14 protein-coding genes are annotated in these 16,378 nt (G+C 67.3%); 10 read left to right on the plus strand and 4 right to left on the minus strand.

The genetic code is table 11. The features are described 5' to 3' along the window. The first annotated feature begins 202 nt into the window (after nt 1-202). From aglF to QA609_RS07150, 4 genes are all read left to right on the plus strand, one after another. Nucleotides 203-940 carry a UTP--glucose-1-phosphate uridylyltransferase AglF gene (aglF, locus tag QA609_RS07135; RefSeq protein ID WP_278301905.1) on the plus strand — a complete coding sequence of 246 codons (738 nt, stop codon included), beginning with the start codon at nt 203-205 and terminating at the stop codon, nt 938-940. Between the two features lie 78 nt (nt 941-1,018). Further along, a complete protein-coding gene (locus QA609_RS07140; RefSeq protein ID WP_278301906.1) occupies nt 1,019-2,824 on the plus strand; it encodes an ABC transporter ATP-binding protein in 1,806 nt (601 codons plus the stop codon). 5 nt (nt 2,825-2,829) lie between these two features. Next, complete coding sequence (locus QA609_RS07145; RefSeq protein WP_278301907.1) at nt 2,830-3,588, plus strand: hypothetical protein; 759 nt, start codon at nt 2,830-2,832, stop codon at nt 3,586-3,588. Nucleotides 3,589-3,838: 250 nt separating this feature from the next. Next, nucleotides 3,839-4,567 (plus strand): phosphatase PAP2 family protein, encoded by a 729-nt coding sequence (locus tag QA609_RS07150; RefSeq protein ID WP_278301908.1) that lies wholly within the window; start codon nt 3,839-3,841, stop codon nt 4,565-4,567. Between the two features lie 28 nt (nt 4,568-4,595). Here the strand turns inward: QA609_RS07150 and QA609_RS07155 are convergent, their stop codons facing one another. Then, nucleotides 4,596-6,044 (minus strand): O-antigen ligase family protein, encoded by a 1,449-nt coding sequence (locus tag QA609_RS07155; protein WP_278301909.1) that lies wholly within the window; start codon nt 6,042-6,044, stop codon nt 4,596-4,598. 228 nt (nt 6,045-6,272) lie between these two features. On the opposite strand from QA609_RS07155, the gene QA609_RS07160 reads away from it, so the two are divergent. The 3 genes from QA609_RS07160 (at nt 6,273) to QA609_RS07170 (ending at nt 10,075) form a co-directional block, all read left to right on the plus strand. After that, complete coding sequence (locus QA609_RS07160; protein ID WP_278301910.1) at nt 6,273-7,259, plus strand: SDR family oxidoreductase; 987 nt, start codon at nt 6,273-6,275, stop codon at nt 7,257-7,259. Nucleotides 7,260-7,368: 109 nt separating this feature from the next. Next, nucleotides 7,369-8,577, plus strand: coding sequence for a hypothetical protein (locus QA609_RS07165; RefSeq protein ID WP_278301911.1), 1,209 nt, complete (start codon nt 7,369-7,371; stop codon nt 8,575-8,577). Nucleotides 8,578-8,611: 34 nt separating this feature from the next. After that, nucleotides 8,612-10,075, plus strand: coding sequence for a flippase (locus tag QA609_RS07170; RefSeq protein ID WP_278301912.1), 1,464 nt, complete (start codon nt 8,612-8,614; stop codon nt 10,073-10,075). 14 nt (nt 10,076-10,089) lie between these two features. Here QA609_RS07170 and QA609_RS07175 read toward each other — a convergent pair whose 3' ends face one another. Continuing rightward, nucleotides 10,090-10,761, minus strand: coding sequence for a hypothetical protein (locus QA609_RS07175; RefSeq protein WP_278301913.1), 672 nt, complete (start codon nt 10,759-10,761; stop codon nt 10,090-10,092). 150 nt (nt 10,762-10,911) lie between these two features. On the opposite strand from QA609_RS07175, the gene QA609_RS07180 reads away from it, so the two are divergent. Genes QA609_RS07180 through QA609_RS07190 form a run of 3 tightly spaced genes read left to right on the plus strand, consistent with a single transcriptional unit; the run spans nt 10,912 to nt 13,806 of the window. Beyond that, nucleotides 10,912-11,868: a glycosyltransferase family 2 protein gene (locus tag QA609_RS07180; RefSeq protein ID WP_278301914.1), complete on the plus strand. Its 957-nt coding sequence runs from the start codon at nt 10,912-10,914 to the stop codon at nt 11,866-11,868. A gap of 50 nt (nt 11,869-11,918) precedes the next feature. After that, entirely contained in the window at nt 11,919-13,016 is a 1,098-nt protein-coding gene (locus tag QA609_RS07185) for a glycosyltransferase family 4 protein (protein WP_278301915.1), read from the plus strand. Between the two features lie 46 nt (nt 13,017-13,062). After that, nucleotides 13,063-13,806, plus strand: a complete 744-nt coding sequence (locus tag QA609_RS07190; protein WP_278301916.1) for an AAA family ATPase — start codon at nt 13,063-13,065, stop codon at nt 13,804-13,806. Nucleotides 13,807-13,818: 12 nt separating this feature from the next. On the opposite strand, the gene QA609_RS07195 is transcribed toward QA609_RS07190, so the two are convergent. Together QA609_RS07195 and QA609_RS07200 are read right to left on the minus strand one after the other, a co-directional pair. Further along, nucleotides 13,819-15,033, minus strand: a complete 1,215-nt coding sequence (locus tag QA609_RS07195) for an MFS transporter (RefSeq protein ID WP_278301917.1) — start codon at nt 15,031-15,033, stop codon at nt 13,819-13,821. A 117-nt stretch (nt 15,034-15,150) separates the two neighbouring features. After that, entirely contained in the window at nt 15,151-16,248 is a 1,098-nt protein-coding gene (locus tag QA609_RS07200; protein WP_278301918.1) for a glycosyltransferase family 4 protein, read from the minus strand. Between the last annotated feature and the right edge of the window lie 130 nt (nt 16,249-16,378).

The following is a 16,378-nucleotide window of genomic DNA, read 5'->3' on the forward strand; positions in this document are numbered from 1 at the left end:
CAGGCTCGAAGTCGGAAACAAATATTTGCTCCTATTCGCACGACCGCTGTCGCGGTCTCGAGGACGGATCGGATGTGGTCCGATAGGGGAACGAACCACCTCTGAGTCGCACACAGCAATCGTCTTGCGGCCGAAATATACAAAATAAATACCGGTCCGTACCAGAACGTTATTGTAAGGAGAGACTCACCAGTTAGTGTCAATGCAAGCCGTCGTACTCGCCGCCGGAGAGGGGACGCGACTCCGGCCGCTAACCGAAGACAAGCCAAAGGGACTCGTCGAGGTCGACGAGAAGCCGATCATCACCCACTGTCTCGACCGCCTCGTCGAGCTGGGCGCGAGCGAGTTCGTTATCGTCGTCGGCTACCTCAAGGAGAAGATCATCGACCACTACGGCGACGAGTACCGCGGCGTTCCGATCACGTACGCCCACCAGCGCGAACAGAACGGACTGGCCCACGCGCTGCTCTGCGTCGAGGAACACATCGACGACGACTTCATGCTGATCCTCGGCGACAACGTCTTCGAGGCGAACCTCGAGGACGTCGTCCGCCGCCAGCAGGAGGAACGCGCGGACGCGGCCTTCCTCGTCGAGGAGGTCCCCTGGGAGGAGGCCTCCCGCTACGGCGTCTGCGATACGAACGCCTACGGCGAGATCACGGATGTCGTCGAGAAACCGGAGGACCCGCCGTCCAATCTCGTGATGACCGGCTTCTACACGTTCACGCCCGCGATCTTCCACGCCTGTCACCTCGTCCAGCCCTCCGACCGCGGCGAGTACGAGATCAGCGACGCCGTCGACCTGCTCATCCAGTCGGGTCGGACGATCGACGCGATCGGTCTCGAGGGCTGGCGCATCGACGTCGGCTACCCCGAGGACCGAGAGGAGGCCGAGAAGCGACTGCAGGAGAAGGTGCCAGCCGGGGCCACCTCGGACTGAGACGGCCGAGATGAACCGATCTGGACGGGTTCCGACGGGACTATACGATTCCGACGGCGATACAGCACTACTTCCGAAATGTCTACTGACGATGCCGAGCGTATTTCTCGACGCGACAAGATCGACGCACTGTTAGACGTCGCCCGGTTCAGCCCGAAGTTCACGACGCTGATCGTCGGCCTCGGGCTACTCGCCGCGGTTCTCGAGGGGATCGGACTGAGCTTCATTCTGCCGATCATCGAGATCGTCCAGGCCGACGATCCCGTCGCCGAGGCCGACGGGCTGATGGAGGCGTTCGTCGTCGCCTACGACGCCCTCGGCGTCCCGTTTACCCTCGGATTCGTGGTCGCCGGCGTCGCGGTCGTGATGACGGTGCGGTACACGGCGAGTTTCCTCGTCGGCTGGTTCCGCGAGGCGCTGCGAACCTACTACATTCGCGATCTGCAGGTTCGGGCGTTCGACAACGCTCTCGACGCCGAGGTGAAGTACTTCGACGAGGAGGGTTCCGACGACATCCTCAACGCGATCGTCACCCAGACCTACTACGCGGGACGGGTGATCCGACGCGTGATCAAGGTTCTCGAGCAGCTGTTTCTCTCGCTTGCGTACCTGACGATCGCGCTGGTGATGGCGCCGACGTTGACGCTGATCGCGATCGCGATCCTCGGCGGCCTGACGGTCCTGCTTCGCGGCGTACTCGAGGGCGGATACGACCTCGGTGACGAGGTCGCGGACGCCAACGAGCGCCGACAGGAGGCCGCCCAGGCCGGCACGCAGGGGATCCGCGACGTGCGGATCTTCGGGCTCGCCGGGGAGCTGCGCGGGAACTTCCTCGACGCCGTCGACCAGTACACGACCGCACGAATCAAGCTCCGGCGCAACGAGGCCGCGATCGACAACTTCTACAACCTCGGCGTCGCGGTCTCCGTGTTCGTTCTCATCTACCTCGCGCTCACGTTCGCCGACCTGTCGATCGGCGCGCTCGGCGTGTTCCTCTTCGCGATGATGCAACTCGGCCCCAAGGTCAGCGCGCTCAACGAGTACTACTACAAGGTCGAGAACGACCTCCCCCACCTCGTCCGGACCCAGCAGTTCATCGAGGGCCTCGAGCGCCGCGAGGAGGTCAACGAGCCGACCCGCGAGGTGCCCGACACGGTCGACCACGTCGAGTTCGACGGCGTCGAGTTCTCCTACGACGGCGACGAACGGGTGCTCAAGGGGATCGACTTCGAGGTCGAGAAAGGCGAGTTCGTCGCCTTCGTCGGCCAGTCGGGTGCCGGCAAGTCGACGATCGTCTCCCTGCTGGCCCGGCTGTACGAGGTCGACCGCGGCGAGATCCGCGCCAACGGTGTCCCGATCGGGGAGATGGACGTCGACGAGTGGCGCGAGCGGATCTCGATCGTCCGCCAGGACCCGTTCATCTTCAACGACACGCTGCGCTACAACCTCACGATCGGCAACCGGGACGTGACCCAGGCCGAAATCGAGCGGGCGTGTTCGATCGCGAAGATCGACGAGTTCCTCGAGGACCTTCCGGACGGGTACGATACCGTTCTCGGTGACGACGGCACACGGCTGTCGGGCGGCCAGAAACAGCGCGTCTCGCTCGCACGAGCGCTACTCGAGGACACCGAACTCCTCATCCTGGACGAGGCGACGAGCGATCTGGACTCGAGTCTCGAACAGGAGGTTCAGGCGGCGATCGAGGGGATGGACCGGGACTACGCGATGCTCGCGATCGCCCACCGACTCTCGACCGTCGAGAACGCGGACCGCATCTACACGGTTTCGGACGGCGAGGTCGTCGAGGCCGGCCAGCACGGCGACCTGATCGACCGGGGCGGACAGTACGCCGACCTGTACGCGATCCAGTCGCGCAAGTGACTCGAATGTCCCCGACCGACCGCTCACACGTCGAGTTTCTCGGTCCCCCGGGAGCGGGCAAGTCGGCGGTACACGGACGGCTCACGTCCGATCCGCGGTACTACGGTGGAATCTACGAGGACGGTCTCGAGCGAGTGATTCTGGACAGCTACGACGGCCCCACCCGGCTGGCGTACCGACTGCTGCCGTCGCGTCTGCGCTCGTCCGTCGAGACGCTCGCTCTACAGCACCCGATTCGGAAACGACTGTTCTCGTCGTTCCTGCTCGAGCAGCCGTCGTTTCCGGAGGCGATGGTCGGCGCCCGACGAGCGGTCTCCCGGGAACCCGACCAGGCTGCGTCGCTGCTCAGAGACGCCGCGGAGCGCTACCAGCTCGGGGCCGAGACGGTCCGGCCCGACGAGCGATTCTGTATGGACGAGGGGTTCGCAATGGGTGCCGTCTCGGTCCTCTGGCGGGGCGGAGACCGGTTCTCGCTCGAGGCGTACTTCGATCGCGTGCCGACGCCGGAGACGCTCGTCTACGTCACCGCGCCGACGGCGGTCTGCCTCCGGCGCCAGCGCAGCCGGGAGAAGTCCCTCGCGGAGCGACACGGCGTCGCGAGGATGGATGACGCACAGGAACGCCACGAGCGGGCCTGCTCGAGAGTCGTCGAGGCAGCCGAGGCCGACGACTCGATTACCGTCGTCAGGGTCTCGAACGAAGGTCGCCTCGAGGACGCCGTCGCGGCAGTCGACCGCGCGCTTCGTCCCGACGGGAGCGGATGAGCCGCCGTCTACCGCCGACACCGACCGAGTTCGAGCGCCGGCCCTCGAGAAGCGACGGTCGCTCCGGATTCCACGGCCGTTTCCGGCTCCCCGATCCGGCGACTCGATAGGCTTTTGAAGCAGAGCTAGCAGGTATGCTGTAACGCACGCGCAGAGAACCGATGATGGGCTGTGTACCGACGCGGGGCGGTCTCCGCGTCCCGAACTCGAGGGGGGAGTGGACGGCCGAGCGCGGCGTCCGCGGGTCGTCGTGAGCCGAAGCCTCGGCGTGATGGAGGCGATCCGAGCGACCCTCCCGGAGTGGCTCCTCGAGGCGTTCCTCGCGGCGACGCTGCTCGGGGATCTCCTGCTCGTCGCCCCCGCGCTGGCGCTGTTTTACCTCGTCGACGTCGGCTCGTCGATCCGACGCGGCCGGCGAGAGGAGTCGCTGTGTTCGGACCGGACGGCGACTCTCATCGCGACCGTCTTCGGCGGTCTCGCGCTCGTCGTTTTGCTCGAGTCGGTGTTCGCGCTCCCGCGGCCGCCCGCGGAGTACCACGTGATCGAGCCCAGCGAGTTCGGCTTCCCGAGTGGACACACGATGGCCGCCACGGTGTTCTGGGGCGCGCTCGCCCTGTGGCTCCCGCGGGGCCGGCGGTCGGTTCGACTCGGCGTCGCCGGGACGATCGTCGCTCTCGTCGCCGTCTCCCGGCTCGCGCTGGGTGTTCACTACCTCGTCGACGTCGTCGCATCGGTCGCGTTCGGCGCCGTCTACCTCGCCGCGATCGGTTGGCTCGCGCGGGGCCGACCGCTGCGAGCGTTTCTCGCGGCGCTCGGAATCGCGCTTGCGGCGGCGGCCGCCACCGGGATCAACGATCGGGCGCTTCTCGCGGTCGTCGGGACCGTCGTCGGACTGGTCGGCTGGTGGTTCGTCGAACGGCCGCCGATCCGACGACGGGTGTACGGCGCGGCCGCTCGTCTCGGATCGAGTTCGAGCTGAGGTGTCGGCCGGCGACACCCTCGAGACGTCACCTGTGCGCTTGGCTCGAGTCCGTCCAGTCGCCAAAGAGCAGGTACCCGATCGCCATCGACGCAAGCACGCCGCCGATCGACCACTCGAACAGGGTGTAGGACTCGAAGAACTGGTGGATCGCCCAGCCGACGACGAACGCGAGCATCGCGACGTCGACGTCGCGGTAGGCGATCAGTCCGCGAGCGATGCTACCGACGACCAGCCCGCCGTAGGCGAGGACGCCGACGATCCCGGTCTGGATCATCACCTCGAGATAGGAGTTGTGTGGCAACGGCGCCGTCTCCCCCTCGAGATAGGGCTCGATGACGAGGTTCGCGGGACCGCTTCCGTGGCCGAACAGGAGCGGACCGTCACGGATCGCCCGCAGGCTCGCGGCCCAGAGCTCGAATCGGCCGGACGTGGAGATGTCGATCACGTTCGCGTAGATCGCGGCGAGCAGTCCGAAGACGCCGACGGTGCTCGCCACGGCGGCGACGGGGACGGCGAGGCGGCCGCCGGCAACGTAGGCGGCGTAGATCACGAGGACGACCGCCGAGGCGAGCATCGCCGCCCGAGCGTTCGAGAGGAAGACGCCGGCCGCACAGAGACCGGCGAGCGCGGCTGCGAGCGCGGTTCCCAGCGGTCGGCGGGCGACGGCCGAGCGGTGGAGTTCGACGACTGCGGCGACGAGGCCGGCAAACGACACCAGCCCGAAGGAGTTGGGGTTCGGGAAGAACGACTGGATCGTCGAGCGCTCGGTCTCGATCAGTGGTACCGACGGGGTTCCCGACCACTGGCGAACCTCGAACGCCCACAGGCTGTACTCGCCGACGGCGTACGTTCCCAGGCCGAGCACTACCGCGACTGCCGCCAGCCGAGGGAGAAACCAGAGGAAGATCCGTTCGGGAACGAGTCGCGGAACGACGAAGAGACTCGTCCCCATCACGACCGCGGCCCACAGCGGCCACCGGGACTGCGAACTCGAGGGGTCGTACGCGAGGGTGTGGGCGAGGTAGATCCCGGTCAGAACCGCAAAACAGCCGACGGCGGCCCACTGGCCCGCCGTGTACCGCCTGGCGTCGGTGACGACGAGAAAAAAGGAGACGGTAAGAACGAACACGATCGCGATCGCGAGCGGGCGGCTCGGCCCGAGACCGAACCCCGGCGAGGAACTCTGGTAGATCACGCCGAGGGCGACGAAGGAGACGCCGAGTACCGAGAGCAGCCCCGCCTGGAGCTGGTCGAACTCCTGGTAGGCGTTTGCGACGATCCGACAGCCACAGACCGCACCGAGCAGGACGGCGAACGCTGCCAGCTGCCACGCGAACACGGCGTCGGTCGCGTACGCGAGAAGGACCAGAATCAGATGGAGGCCGAACAGCCCGTAGACGAGTGCGTTCACGAGCCGCTGGGTGTCCCACCCATAGGCGAGCAACGTCCCCGGCTCTCGTTCGACAGCACTCACGTCTCGAGTAATTATCGGCGACGAATAAATAACTGAGCCAGTAACTATATCCCGGCGGTTCAGTCCCCGCTCGAGGCCACCAAACACCCGAACCGCGGACCCGCGCCGTTCGCTCGTCGCCTTCGCTGAGCGGACCGACGAGTCGGCGTGTTCGGTCGCCCGGTCGACCCACGTCCACACATAAGAAGTCCGATGTGTTTTTGGGAGTCGGTGGTCTGTTGGCGAACGATGCGCGTTCTCGTCACCGGCGGCGCCGGATTCATCGGGGGACACCTCGCCGAGTCGTTCACGAAAGCGGGACACGACGTGACGGTACTCGACAACCTGGATCCGTACTACGATACCGGGATCAAGGAACGGACCATCGAACTCGGTCGAGCGGCTGCAGCGGAGGGCGAAGGCGCCTACGCCCTCGTCGAGGGCGACGTTCGGGACGCGACCCTCGTCGACGAACTGGTCGAGGACGCCGACATCGTCTACCACCAGGCGGCCCAGGCGGGCGTTCGAACGAGTGTCGACAACCCGCGCAAGCCGAACTCGATCAACGTCGACGGCACGCTGAACGTGCTCGACGCGGCCCGCGAGACCGACCTCGAGCGGGTCGTCCTCGCGAGTTCGTCGTCGGTGTACGGCAAACCCGAGTCCCTCCCCTACGACGAGGACCACCCGACGACCCCCGTCAGCCCCTACGGCGTCTCCAAGCTGGCTGCCGAACAGTACGCCCGCGTCTACTGCGAGGTGTACGGACTGCCGACAGTGTCGCTGCGCTACTTCACCGTCTACGGCCCGCGGATGCGCCCCAACATGGCGATCTCGAACTTCGTCTCGCGCTGTCTGAACGGCGAGCCACCGGTGATCTACGGCGACGGTCGGCAGACGCGGGATTTCACGTACGTCGACGACGTCGTCGACGTCAACCGGCAGCTGCTCGAGGACGGCTCGGCGGACGGCGAGGTCGTCAACGTCGGGAGCACCGACACCATCGACATCCGAACGCTCGCGGAGCTGGTTCGCGACGAAATCGATCCCTCGCTCGCCCTCGAGTACGGCGAGCGACGGACGGGTGACGCCGAGCACACCCACGCCGACGTCTCGAAGGCCCGCGAGCTGCTCGGGTACGAGCCGACGACGTCGATCCGGGATGGCGTCTCGCGGTTCATCGACTGGTACCGCTGGAACCGGGGCTGGTACGAGCCGCTAGTGTTGGACTCCTGATCGGGCGACGAAGCGGTTCGCGTCGCGTGGCCGGAACGCCTCCGCGAGCGACGCGGGCGCAGACGTTTTCGCGGAAAAGGTAAAGGGACGGACCTTCCGTTACTGAGGCATGGCGAAAACGGCCGCGGCGTTCGTCGGTGCTGCACTCATCGTCGCGGGGCTCGCCCCGACTACGTGGCTCGTCGATCCCGCCGTCGGCTACGTCGTTTCCGGAGCCATCCTGCTGTCGATTTTCGCGCTCGGCGTCCTATACGGACTCGAGGACGGCCGGCTGGCCGGCGCCTCCCTCGAGTGGTCGATCGTCGCCCTCTTCGGCCTCTACTGGGTCGGTCTGGTCGTCCAGTTCGGCCTCACGGGCTCGACATCGTTCGTGCCGTACATCCTGCTCACGCCGCTGGTCTGCGTTACACTGTGGTACGTCTGTCCCCCGCTGCTTCTCACACACCCGAGACGGTTCGTGGGCGGGCTCGTGGGCGCCGTCACCGCCCTCACCCTGCTCGGTATCGCGCTCCTCGTCCTCGAGACGGTCACCGCGGCGAACTTCCCGTGGACGGGCAACAGCGTCCTCGGTCGGCCGGGCTTTCGCGTCGCGTCGGTGTACGGCAACTCCAACGCCTTCGGGTTCGCGGCCGCGGTCGCGAGCCTCGGCGCGCTGTGGGCGTTCCTCGAGTCGCGACGCCGACCCTGGGGTGCGGCGCTGTTCGTGACGCTGACGGGGCTCGTCCTGAGCGATGCGACGATGGCGCTGCTATCGTTCGGTGCGGGAACGGCCGTTCTGCTGTTCGTTCGCGCTCCGATAGCCGGGCTCACGTTCGCCGCCGTCGGCGCGGTCGCCGCGTCCGCGTTCCTCCTGACCGATCTCGGCGCGTCCTACCTCGCGCTCGTAATCGAACGCGGCGGCAGCGAACGCCTCGAGTTCTGGGGGGTCGCCCTCTCGCAAGCCGCCGAGAGCCCTTTCATCGGCGTCGGATTCGACGCCGGAACCCCGACCCACAACTCCTTCGTCGCGATCGTGTTGAACGCGGGGTATCCTGTCGGCGGGGTGTACATCCTCGCGATCGCCGGGGCGGTCGCGTCGGCCCTGCGGAAGGTGCGGGCGCGGAACGCTCCGTCGTGGAACGGGTTCGTCCTCGCCGCGTTGACGCTGCTCGCGTTGCAGATGCTGACCGAGTCGTTCACGCTCGGAGGGCTGTCCACGCCGTCGCTGATGCTCGCGACGTTCGTCGGTTTCGCGCTGGTCGATCCGTCGGGGGAGACGACGATACCGCTCTCCCGGGGGTTCCTCGAGACACCCGACTCCGGCGACGTCGATCAGTAGCCTTATTCCGCCCTGCTCGGAACGAACGCCGAGCATGGCTCTCGCAGCGAAGATCGCGTCCGGACTCAAGGCCGACTTCGCCTCGCAGGTCGTCCGGAACCTCTCGAGCGGCCTCCTGGTCGTCGTTCTCGCCCGCCTGCTGGAGCCCAACGAGTACGGACTGTTGTACCTCGCGATCTCCGTCTTCGCGATCGCGACGGTGATCGGTCGGCTCGGACTCGGCAAGTCCGCCGCCCGCTACCTCACCGAGTACGAGGAGCGCGACGCCGGCCAGATCCCGCACATCGTCGAGACCGTCGCGCTCGCGCTCGCGATAACCCTCGGAGCCGTGACGCTCGTCCTGATCGTCGCTCGCGAACCGCTCGCGGCGCTGCTTGGCGAGCCCGGACTCGAGGAGCTGTTGCTCGTCGGCGCGCTGTACGTCGCGGGCCACGGGCTCGTCAACTCCGGGAGAAACCTCTGTCAGGGGTTCAAGGAAATCGAGTGGGCCGCCTACATCACGCTCGTCGAGGCGGTCGTCCGTCCTATCGTCGCGATCGGACTCGTGCTGGCCGGCCTCGGCGCGGTCGGCGCGCTCGTCGGCTACGTCGTCAGCTCGCTCGTCGGCGCCGCGCTGTTCGCGGCGGTCGTCTACCGGCTCTACGCGCGCGCGGAGCGTGGCGAACTCGAGGCGGGACTCCGCCGCCGGATCGCCGAGTACGCGCTCCCGATCACGCTGACCGAGAACGGGAGCACGATCATCAAGCGCGTCGACGTCGTCCTCATCGGGGCGTTCCTGACGCCGCTCGCGGTCAGCTACTACGTCGTCGCCAAACAGCTCCTGACGTTTATCAAATCACCTGCGAACTCGCTCGGGTTCGCGATCTCGCCGCGCTACAGCGAACAGCTCCAGCGGGGCAACCTCGAGACCGCCTCGCGGCTCTACGGCGAGGCGCTGACGGCCACGCTCGTGTTCTACGTTCCCGCGGCGGCCGGACTGGCGATCGTCGCCGAGCCGACGCTCGCGCTCGTCTTCGGCGCCGAGTACGCCGGGGGTGCGATCGTCCTGCAGCTCCTGACGATCTACCTGGTCGCCCAGGCCGTCTCCTACGTCACCAGCGGCGGGCTCGACTACCTCGGCCGGGCGAAACACCGCGCGTACGCGAAGGGGGCGGCGGCAGTCGCGAACCTCCTGTTGAACCTCGCGCTCATCCCGACGATCGGGATCGCCGGTGCGGCGATCTCGACGGCGGGCACGTACGCGGCGTACGTCGCGGTGAACGTCTACCTCATCCACCTCGAGCTGGACCTCGACTGGCGGGCGATCGGCCGTCGCTGTGCCAAGGTCGGGGCCGTCACGGCGATCATGTCGGCGGTCGTCCTGCCGTTCGCCACCATGATCGACGGCGCCGTCTCGCTCGCGGCGGTCGTCGCCATCGGGACGGCCGTCTGGCTCGGAACGACGGTCTCGATCGGGCTGGTCGAGCGACAGCAGCTCCGTTCGGCGGCGCCGTTCTGACCGCCCCGAGGGCGTCACGCTCGCGCCAGGACGTCCCGCCACCGGATCGGAATCTGCCCCGCGTAGGTTAGCTGCGGATGGTCGTCCAACGGGTTCGCCGCGTCCCGGTGGGCCCGCCACCAGCGGTCGTGGATCGCGTTGATCCGGACCGGAATCCCCTCGAGTCCGACCAGCTGCGACGCCACCAGCCGGTGGAACCCACAGGAGTTGAAGATCAGCTCCCCGTCGCGACCGACGTTGACGGCCACCTGGTCGTACCGGTCGGCGGTTCGCTCCGTCTGGGGAGCGTCGCGCTCGAGTTCGATCCCCCGTTCCCGGATCGACGCGAACAGCTCGTCGAGGTAGGCCCCGTACCCGGACGACGCGTAGGAGCGGGCCTCGCGCTCGGGGTAGCCGGCCTCGCGCAGCGACTCGACCGTGAGATCGGCTTCTTCCAAGCGACCGTCGTAGTAGCCTCGAAGCAGCCGGTACTTCGGGCTCTCGGACAGCGGCTTCGCCCGTAGGTCCCACGCTCCGGACTCGATCCGGCCGGCCGAGCGGTACTTGCGCAACACGGCGTACTCGAGGTACGTCCGGATCTCGCGGGGGTTGACACGACAGATCACGAACGGCGGGACAGTCGGTCCCGTGATCCGCCAGGGGAGGGCGTCTCGGAGTTTCAGTCGCAGCAGGTTCCTGTTGATCATGGGGCGAACCGCGTCGGCACGCGGGGTTACGGCTCGAGTAGCGACCCCATCCCTATAGCTCTCGGTGGTCGCAGCCGATTCCGCTTCGCGAGCGTTCGCCACCGCCTGCGGAAGCGACACCCTGAAGATGCCGAAGAAAATCTCACCGGTATGGCAACCGTCAGTGTAGTGATCCCGACCTACGAGCGTCCCGCCTTTCTCGAGGGCGCCATCGAAACTGCACTGGACCAGACGTACGACGATCTCGAGGTGATCGTCGTCGACGACGGCTCCGAGACTGCCTACGTCGGGAGGATCGTCGACGACTACCCCGATCGCGTCGTCGGGATCGAACACGAGGAGAATCGAGGACTCTCCGCGGCGCGGAACACGGGGATCGATCGGGCCTCGGGGGAGTACGTCGCCTTTCTCGACGACGACGACCGGTGGGACGAGACGAAGATCGAACGGCAGGTTCGCTGCGTCGACTCGAGCGACGACGTCGGTCTCGTCACCTGCCTCTCCGTGTCGGTGACCCCCGACGGAGAGGTCATCCACGTCGAACGCGACGTGCCCAGCGGCGATCTCTCGGACGCTATGCTGCGGAAGAACCTGATCGGCTCGCCGTCCCGCGTGCTCGTCCGCCGGACCGCACTCGAGGAGATCGGCGGGTTCGACGAGAACCTGCCGACGAAACAGGACTGGGACCTCTACATCCGGCTCTGCCAGCGCTGGCACGTCGGTGCCGTCGACGACCACCTCTGCTTTCGAACCTCCCACGAGAGCATGTCCAGTTCGCCCGAAGCCGTGACCCGCGATTATCGAGCCGTGCTCGAGAAACACGAGTCGCTGATCCGCGAGCGCGGCTACTGGAAGCCGGCGACGGCGGCGATCGCCGAGCGAGCGGGGCGGGCGTACCTGGATCACGACGAGCTTCGAAGCGCCCGTAGCGCTCTCAAGGCGGCGCTCTCCGCGGAGCCGACGAAACGCAGGGCGGCCCTGTTAGCGCTTTCCTACACCCACCCCGCGGTCGTCCGCTCGGCGATCGCCGCGACGCGATACCTGCGCTCGAGGCGCGACTCCAGCGGGTTCGAGTACGGAGAGGTCGTCCGGCCCGGCCCCGCGTAGCTCCGTCCGCACCGAAGCCTTTACCCGTCCGATCGGAAATCCCTCGAGCAATGGTTCGCGTCCTCGCCGTCCTCACGCACGTCAAACCGACGACCTTCTCCTACGAGCTCTCCGAGGCGCTGGCGGCGATCGACGGGATCGAGGTGACGATCGTCGCCTACTACGACGCCGCCGTCGAGGAGACCGCGATGGCGCCGGACTCGGCCGTCGAGTTCGTGCCGCTGAACGCGGACTCGCGTCTCGATCCGGCCGCGATACGCCACCTGCGGTGGGTCCTGCGGACGAGGTCGTACGACGTCCTCCACACCCACCACAACTTCGTTGGCTCGCTGGCCCGGCTGCTCGCCCCCCGCGGGACGCGGATCGTCGACACCGAACACGCCGACCACGAGCGCCACTACTCGCTCCCGCAGGTGCTGGTCAACGCCGCGACGCTCTCTCGAGCGGATCGAGTCGTGGCGAACTCGAAACGGACCCTCGAGTCGCTGTACTGGTTCGAACGGCTCGGGATCGGCGAGGAGCAGTGCTCGGTGATCTACAACGGGATCGACGTCGATCGGATCGACCGCGTGCTCGAGGAACCCCGCGACTCTCGAGGGACCGAGAGGGCACGGATTACGACGGTCGGCCGGCTGAGCGAGACGAAGAACCAGTCGACGCTGCTCCGGGCGTTCGCGTCGCTCGCCGACGAGTACCCCGAGAGTCGGCTGACGATCGTTGGCGACGGCCCCCTGCGCGAGGATCTCGAGTCGCTCGCCGACTCGCTGGGGGTCCGAGCGCGCGTCGAGTTCACGGGCTTCGTCGACCGCGAGGAGGTGTACCGGATCCTCGCCGCGAGCGACCTCTACGTCCAGCCCTCGCTGTCCGAGGGTTTTTGCGTCGCCCTCGTCGAGGCGATGGCCTGTCGGCTCCCGGTCGTCGTCAGCGACGTTCCCGTCCTCCACGAGGTCGTCGGCGAGGCGGGCTCCTACGCGATACCGACCGAGCCCACCGCGTTCGCCGACCGCCTGCGACGGCTGCTCGCGGACGACGAGCTGCGGCGGGCGTTCGCAGCGCGGGCGTCCGACCGCGCGCGAACCGAGTTCCCCCTCGAGCGGACCGCAGACGCCTACGCCGAGCTGTACCGGGACCTGCTCGAATCGTCGTAGGGACCGAACCGGAACGGCTTTTAGCCGAACGTCGGACGATCCGACCGTGACGGGGTCCGCAGACGGCGTGACGACGGTGGAGTTCTTCGGCGTCCCGGGAGCGGGAAAGTCGACGATCGCCCGCCGACTGACCGAGCGGCTGGCGGCGACGGGACGACCGGTCGCGGAGCCGACGTACGAACTCGCCCACGAGGTCTCGAGCGTTCGGCGGTATCTCTCGAAGAGCGGCTACGCCGCGGTCGGAACGCTTCGCCAGCCTCGACGGGCGCTTGTGGGTGCTCGAGCGATCGCCGACAGCGGCCAGCCCTCTGGCCGCGCGCTGGTGAAGACGACGTTCAACTGGCAGTACGTGACCGGCGTGCTCGAGTTGCGGGCGCCGGGAGAGCTGCAGGTGCTCGATCAGGGACTGGTACAGGCCGCCTGGTCGGTCGGCCTCGGCGCCGAACGGGATCGGACGCCCTCGCTGTGCGAGCTGGCCGTCGACGCGCTCTCTCGAGGAGGAACGGCGCTGGTCGTCGTCGTCGACGTCGCGCCCGAAACGGTCCGCGAACGGCTCTCCAGGCGCGCGGACGGCGACACGCGGGTCAGCCCGACCGGCGACGGGCACGGCGTCAGCGAGGCGCTCGAACGGAAGGAGCGGGTCGAACGCTCGCTCGTGGACGCCGTCGCCGACGAACCGTCGGTCGACCTGCTTCACGTCGACAACGAGTCGCGGGCCGACCTCGAGGACGCCGTTGCGACGGTTTTCGAGCGTCTCGAGGGCGAACGACACGGGGTTAGCGGTCGTTAGGTCCGGGAGGGTTCAGGGGCCGGCAGTCGGCAGAAGTAGGGTCAGCAGCAGGCTGGCACCGGCGATGACCCCGAGTCCGAGGAAGGCGCCGTCGAAGTACCCCCACTCCGCGAACGTCCCGACGATCAGCGGCCCCGTTGCCCCGAGCGCGATGTACCCCGTTCGGAGCAGCCCGAGGCCGGTCCCCCTGACGCTCGCGGGCAGTTCGTTGACGAGGTACGTCTGGGTGAGCGGCGTCGCCCCGAGGAGCACGCTGGCGACCGTAGTGATCAAGAGGAGCGAGCCGACCGTCTCGGCGAACGGAAGCGCGAGCAACACGACCGTCGAAACGCTGGCGACGATCAGTAGCATGGGTCGGTAGCCGAACCGATCACCACCGGCCCCGGCGGCCGGTTGAACGGCGATGCCGACGACGAAGAACCAGCCGAAAAGCGTCGCGGCGGCGGTCGGGGACAGCCCCTTCATCTCGACGAGGTAGATCGGGTAGAACCCGGTGAACCCCTGGTAAACGAAAAAGAGCACGAGGTGGACGCTCGTGATCAGCAGAATCAGTCGATCCGCGACCCCGTCGATCACATCCCGGAACGTCGCCACCGACAGCGAGTAGCCGTCCGTTTCCGTCGAGACCCGACCGGGGACCGCCCGGAAGATCAGAACCGCAACCAGGAAGAACAGGGGAACAGTAATACCGAAGCCTACCCGCCAGGACAGCACCCCAGCGAGGACGGCGGCGATGACGGGGAGGGTGGCGTTGCCGGCCTCGCCGGCCGAGAGCGTCAGCCCGATGGCGGTGCCGTCCCGCCGCTCGTAGATCGCCGAGAGAATCGTGAACCGCGCGGGGCCGAACAGCGCGGTCGAAAATCCGAAGACTCCGGTGGCCACGAACAACATCGCCGGCGTCGTCGCGCCGGCAACGGCGGCGATCGCGATCCCAGAACAGACGGTACTGATGACCAGTGCGTTCCCCTCGCCTAACAGATCACCGACGATCCCACCGGGGAACTGTCCGAGCGCGTAGGCCGTCCAGAGCACCGTAACGAGCAACCCGAGAAGTGCCAGGTTGACCTCGAACGTCTCCCGAATAGACGGGAGGAGTGCGGGAAAGATCAACCGGACGCCCAGGGACAGAAACCAGCCGCTGGCTACGCCGACCAGAATCCAGCCGCGGCCGCCGCTCCAGAGTTCGTCCGCGACGTCCCGAACGCTCCCGAGTCGGTTTCCGTGCACGCCTTACTACTCGAAAATCGTAAGCTCTCTTAGTTGTTTGTTCGTGTGCGGTACTCGCCGTTCACATCCTCGAGGAGTGAGCCGAGTCAGCGGTGAGCGAGTAGGGCGCGGCGGAACTCACCGGCGGCTGATCTCCCGGAGTACGCTCGTGGTCTGCTCGACGGTCGACCGCCAGTCGTACGTCGATCCGAGCCCCCCGTCGCTTCGCGGGCTCGAGCGCGAGAGCTGTGTCTCGATCTCGTCGGCGAACGCCTTGACGTCGCCGACGGGGGCGACCGACCCCGCCTTGCCGATAACCGCAGCGACCTGCTCGAGGTCCGAGCAGACGACGCGAACGTCCGAGGCCATCGCCTCGAGGACGGTTCTGGGGACGCCCTCCGTCCGGCTCGGGAGGACGAGCACGTCCGCCGACCGGTAGACGCGGGGCATCTCCTCGTAGGGGAGGTGGCCCAGAAACTCGACGCCGTCGCCCAGTCGGTCCCCGGCTCGCTCCTCGAGCCGGTCGCGGAGCGGTCCCTCGCCACAGAAGTACAGCGTCACGTCAGGGTAGGCCTCGCGCACGCGCTCGACGGCCGCGAGGGCGTCCTGCGGTCGCTTCCCCTCGACCAGTCGGCCGACGAACAGCACGATCGGCCCCGACGACTCGAGCAGGTCGCTTTCGGGACCCTCGGGCCGGAACCGTTCGGTGTCGATCCCGTTGGGAACGACCTCGATCGGCGCCTGAACGTCGAATTCGCGGAGTTGTCGCTTGCAGACGTCAGTGTAACAGAACGCGACGTCGGCCTGGTCGAACGTCCACCGGCCGACGGTCTTCAGGTACCATTCGAAGATCCGCTCGGGTGCGGTCTGGGAGTACAGTCCGTGGTTCGTGATCGCGAGTGGCGTCTCCCCGAACCGACGCTTCAGCGCCGCCAGGTTCGTCGAGAAGTACAGGTGCGAGTGGGCGTGGACGACGTCGAACCCGCGGGCGTCGTGCAGATACTGCGAAGCGCCGGCCGAGAGATCGTTGCCGAGCGGGCTGACCGTCGGATCGTACCGGACGACGGTGTAGCCGTCGCGCTCCTCAAGGTGGGGCGTTTCGGTCTCGCGTCGCACCGTCAGGACCGTGACGTCGTGGCCCATCGCGGCCTGGTCCCGACTCATCGCGTGAACGTGGTAGGCCCCGCCCCCGTTTACCTCGGGATAGCTCTTCTGTGCGACCCGAAGGATACGCATCGGCTGCTCCGCGTCAGATAGTTCGAGCGACATATGCGTGATAGGCGCCGCCACCGTTTGCTTCGGCGTAAGTCTTCTGTGCAACTCGGAGGCTCCGCATCGGTCGTTCCGCGTCGGGTAGTTCGAGCAC

The sequence above is a fragment of the Natronococcus sp. A-GB7 genome (assembly GCF_029688865.1).
GTDB lineage: Archaea > Halobacteriota > Halobacteria > Halobacteriales > Natrialbaceae > Natronococcus.

Excerpts from the sequence above, each read along its gene's own strand:
- aglF (WP_278301905.1), top strand. The coding sequence starts at position 203 with ATGCAAGCCGTCGTACTCGCCGCCGGAGAGGGGACGCGACTCCGGCCG.
- QA609_RS07140 (WP_278301906.1), top strand. The coding sequence starts at position 1,019 with ATGTCTACTGACGATGCCGAGCGTATTTCTCGACGCGACAAGATCGAC.
- QA609_RS07145 (WP_278301907.1), top strand. The coding sequence starts at position 2,830 with ATGTCCCCGACCGACCGCTCACACGTCGAGTTTCTCGGTCCCCCGGGA.
- QA609_RS07160 (WP_278301910.1), top strand. The coding sequence starts at position 6,273 with ATGCGCGTTCTCGTCACCGGCGGCGCCGGATTCATCGGGGGACACCTC.
- QA609_RS07165 (WP_278301911.1), top strand. The coding sequence starts at position 7,369 with ATGGCGAAAACGGCCGCGGCGTTCGTCGGTGCTGCACTCATCGTCGCG.
- QA609_RS07170 (WP_278301912.1), top strand. The coding sequence starts at position 8,612 with ATGGCTCTCGCAGCGAAGATCGCGTCCGGACTCAAGGCCGACTTCGCC.
- QA609_RS07175 (WP_278301913.1), bottom strand. The coding sequence starts at position 10,761 with ATGATCAACAGGAACCTGCTGCGACTGAAACTCCGAGACGCCCTCCCC.
- QA609_RS07180 (WP_278301914.1), top strand. The coding sequence starts at position 10,912 with ATGGCAACCGTCAGTGTAGTGATCCCGACCTACGAGCGTCCCGCCTTT.
- QA609_RS07185 (WP_278301915.1), top strand. The coding sequence starts at position 11,919 with ATGGTTCGCGTCCTCGCCGTCCTCACGCACGTCAAACCGACGACCTTC.
- QA609_RS07200 (WP_278301918.1), bottom strand. The coding sequence starts at position 16,248 with ATGCGTATCCTTCGGGTCGCACAGAAGAGCTATCCCGAGGTAAACGGG.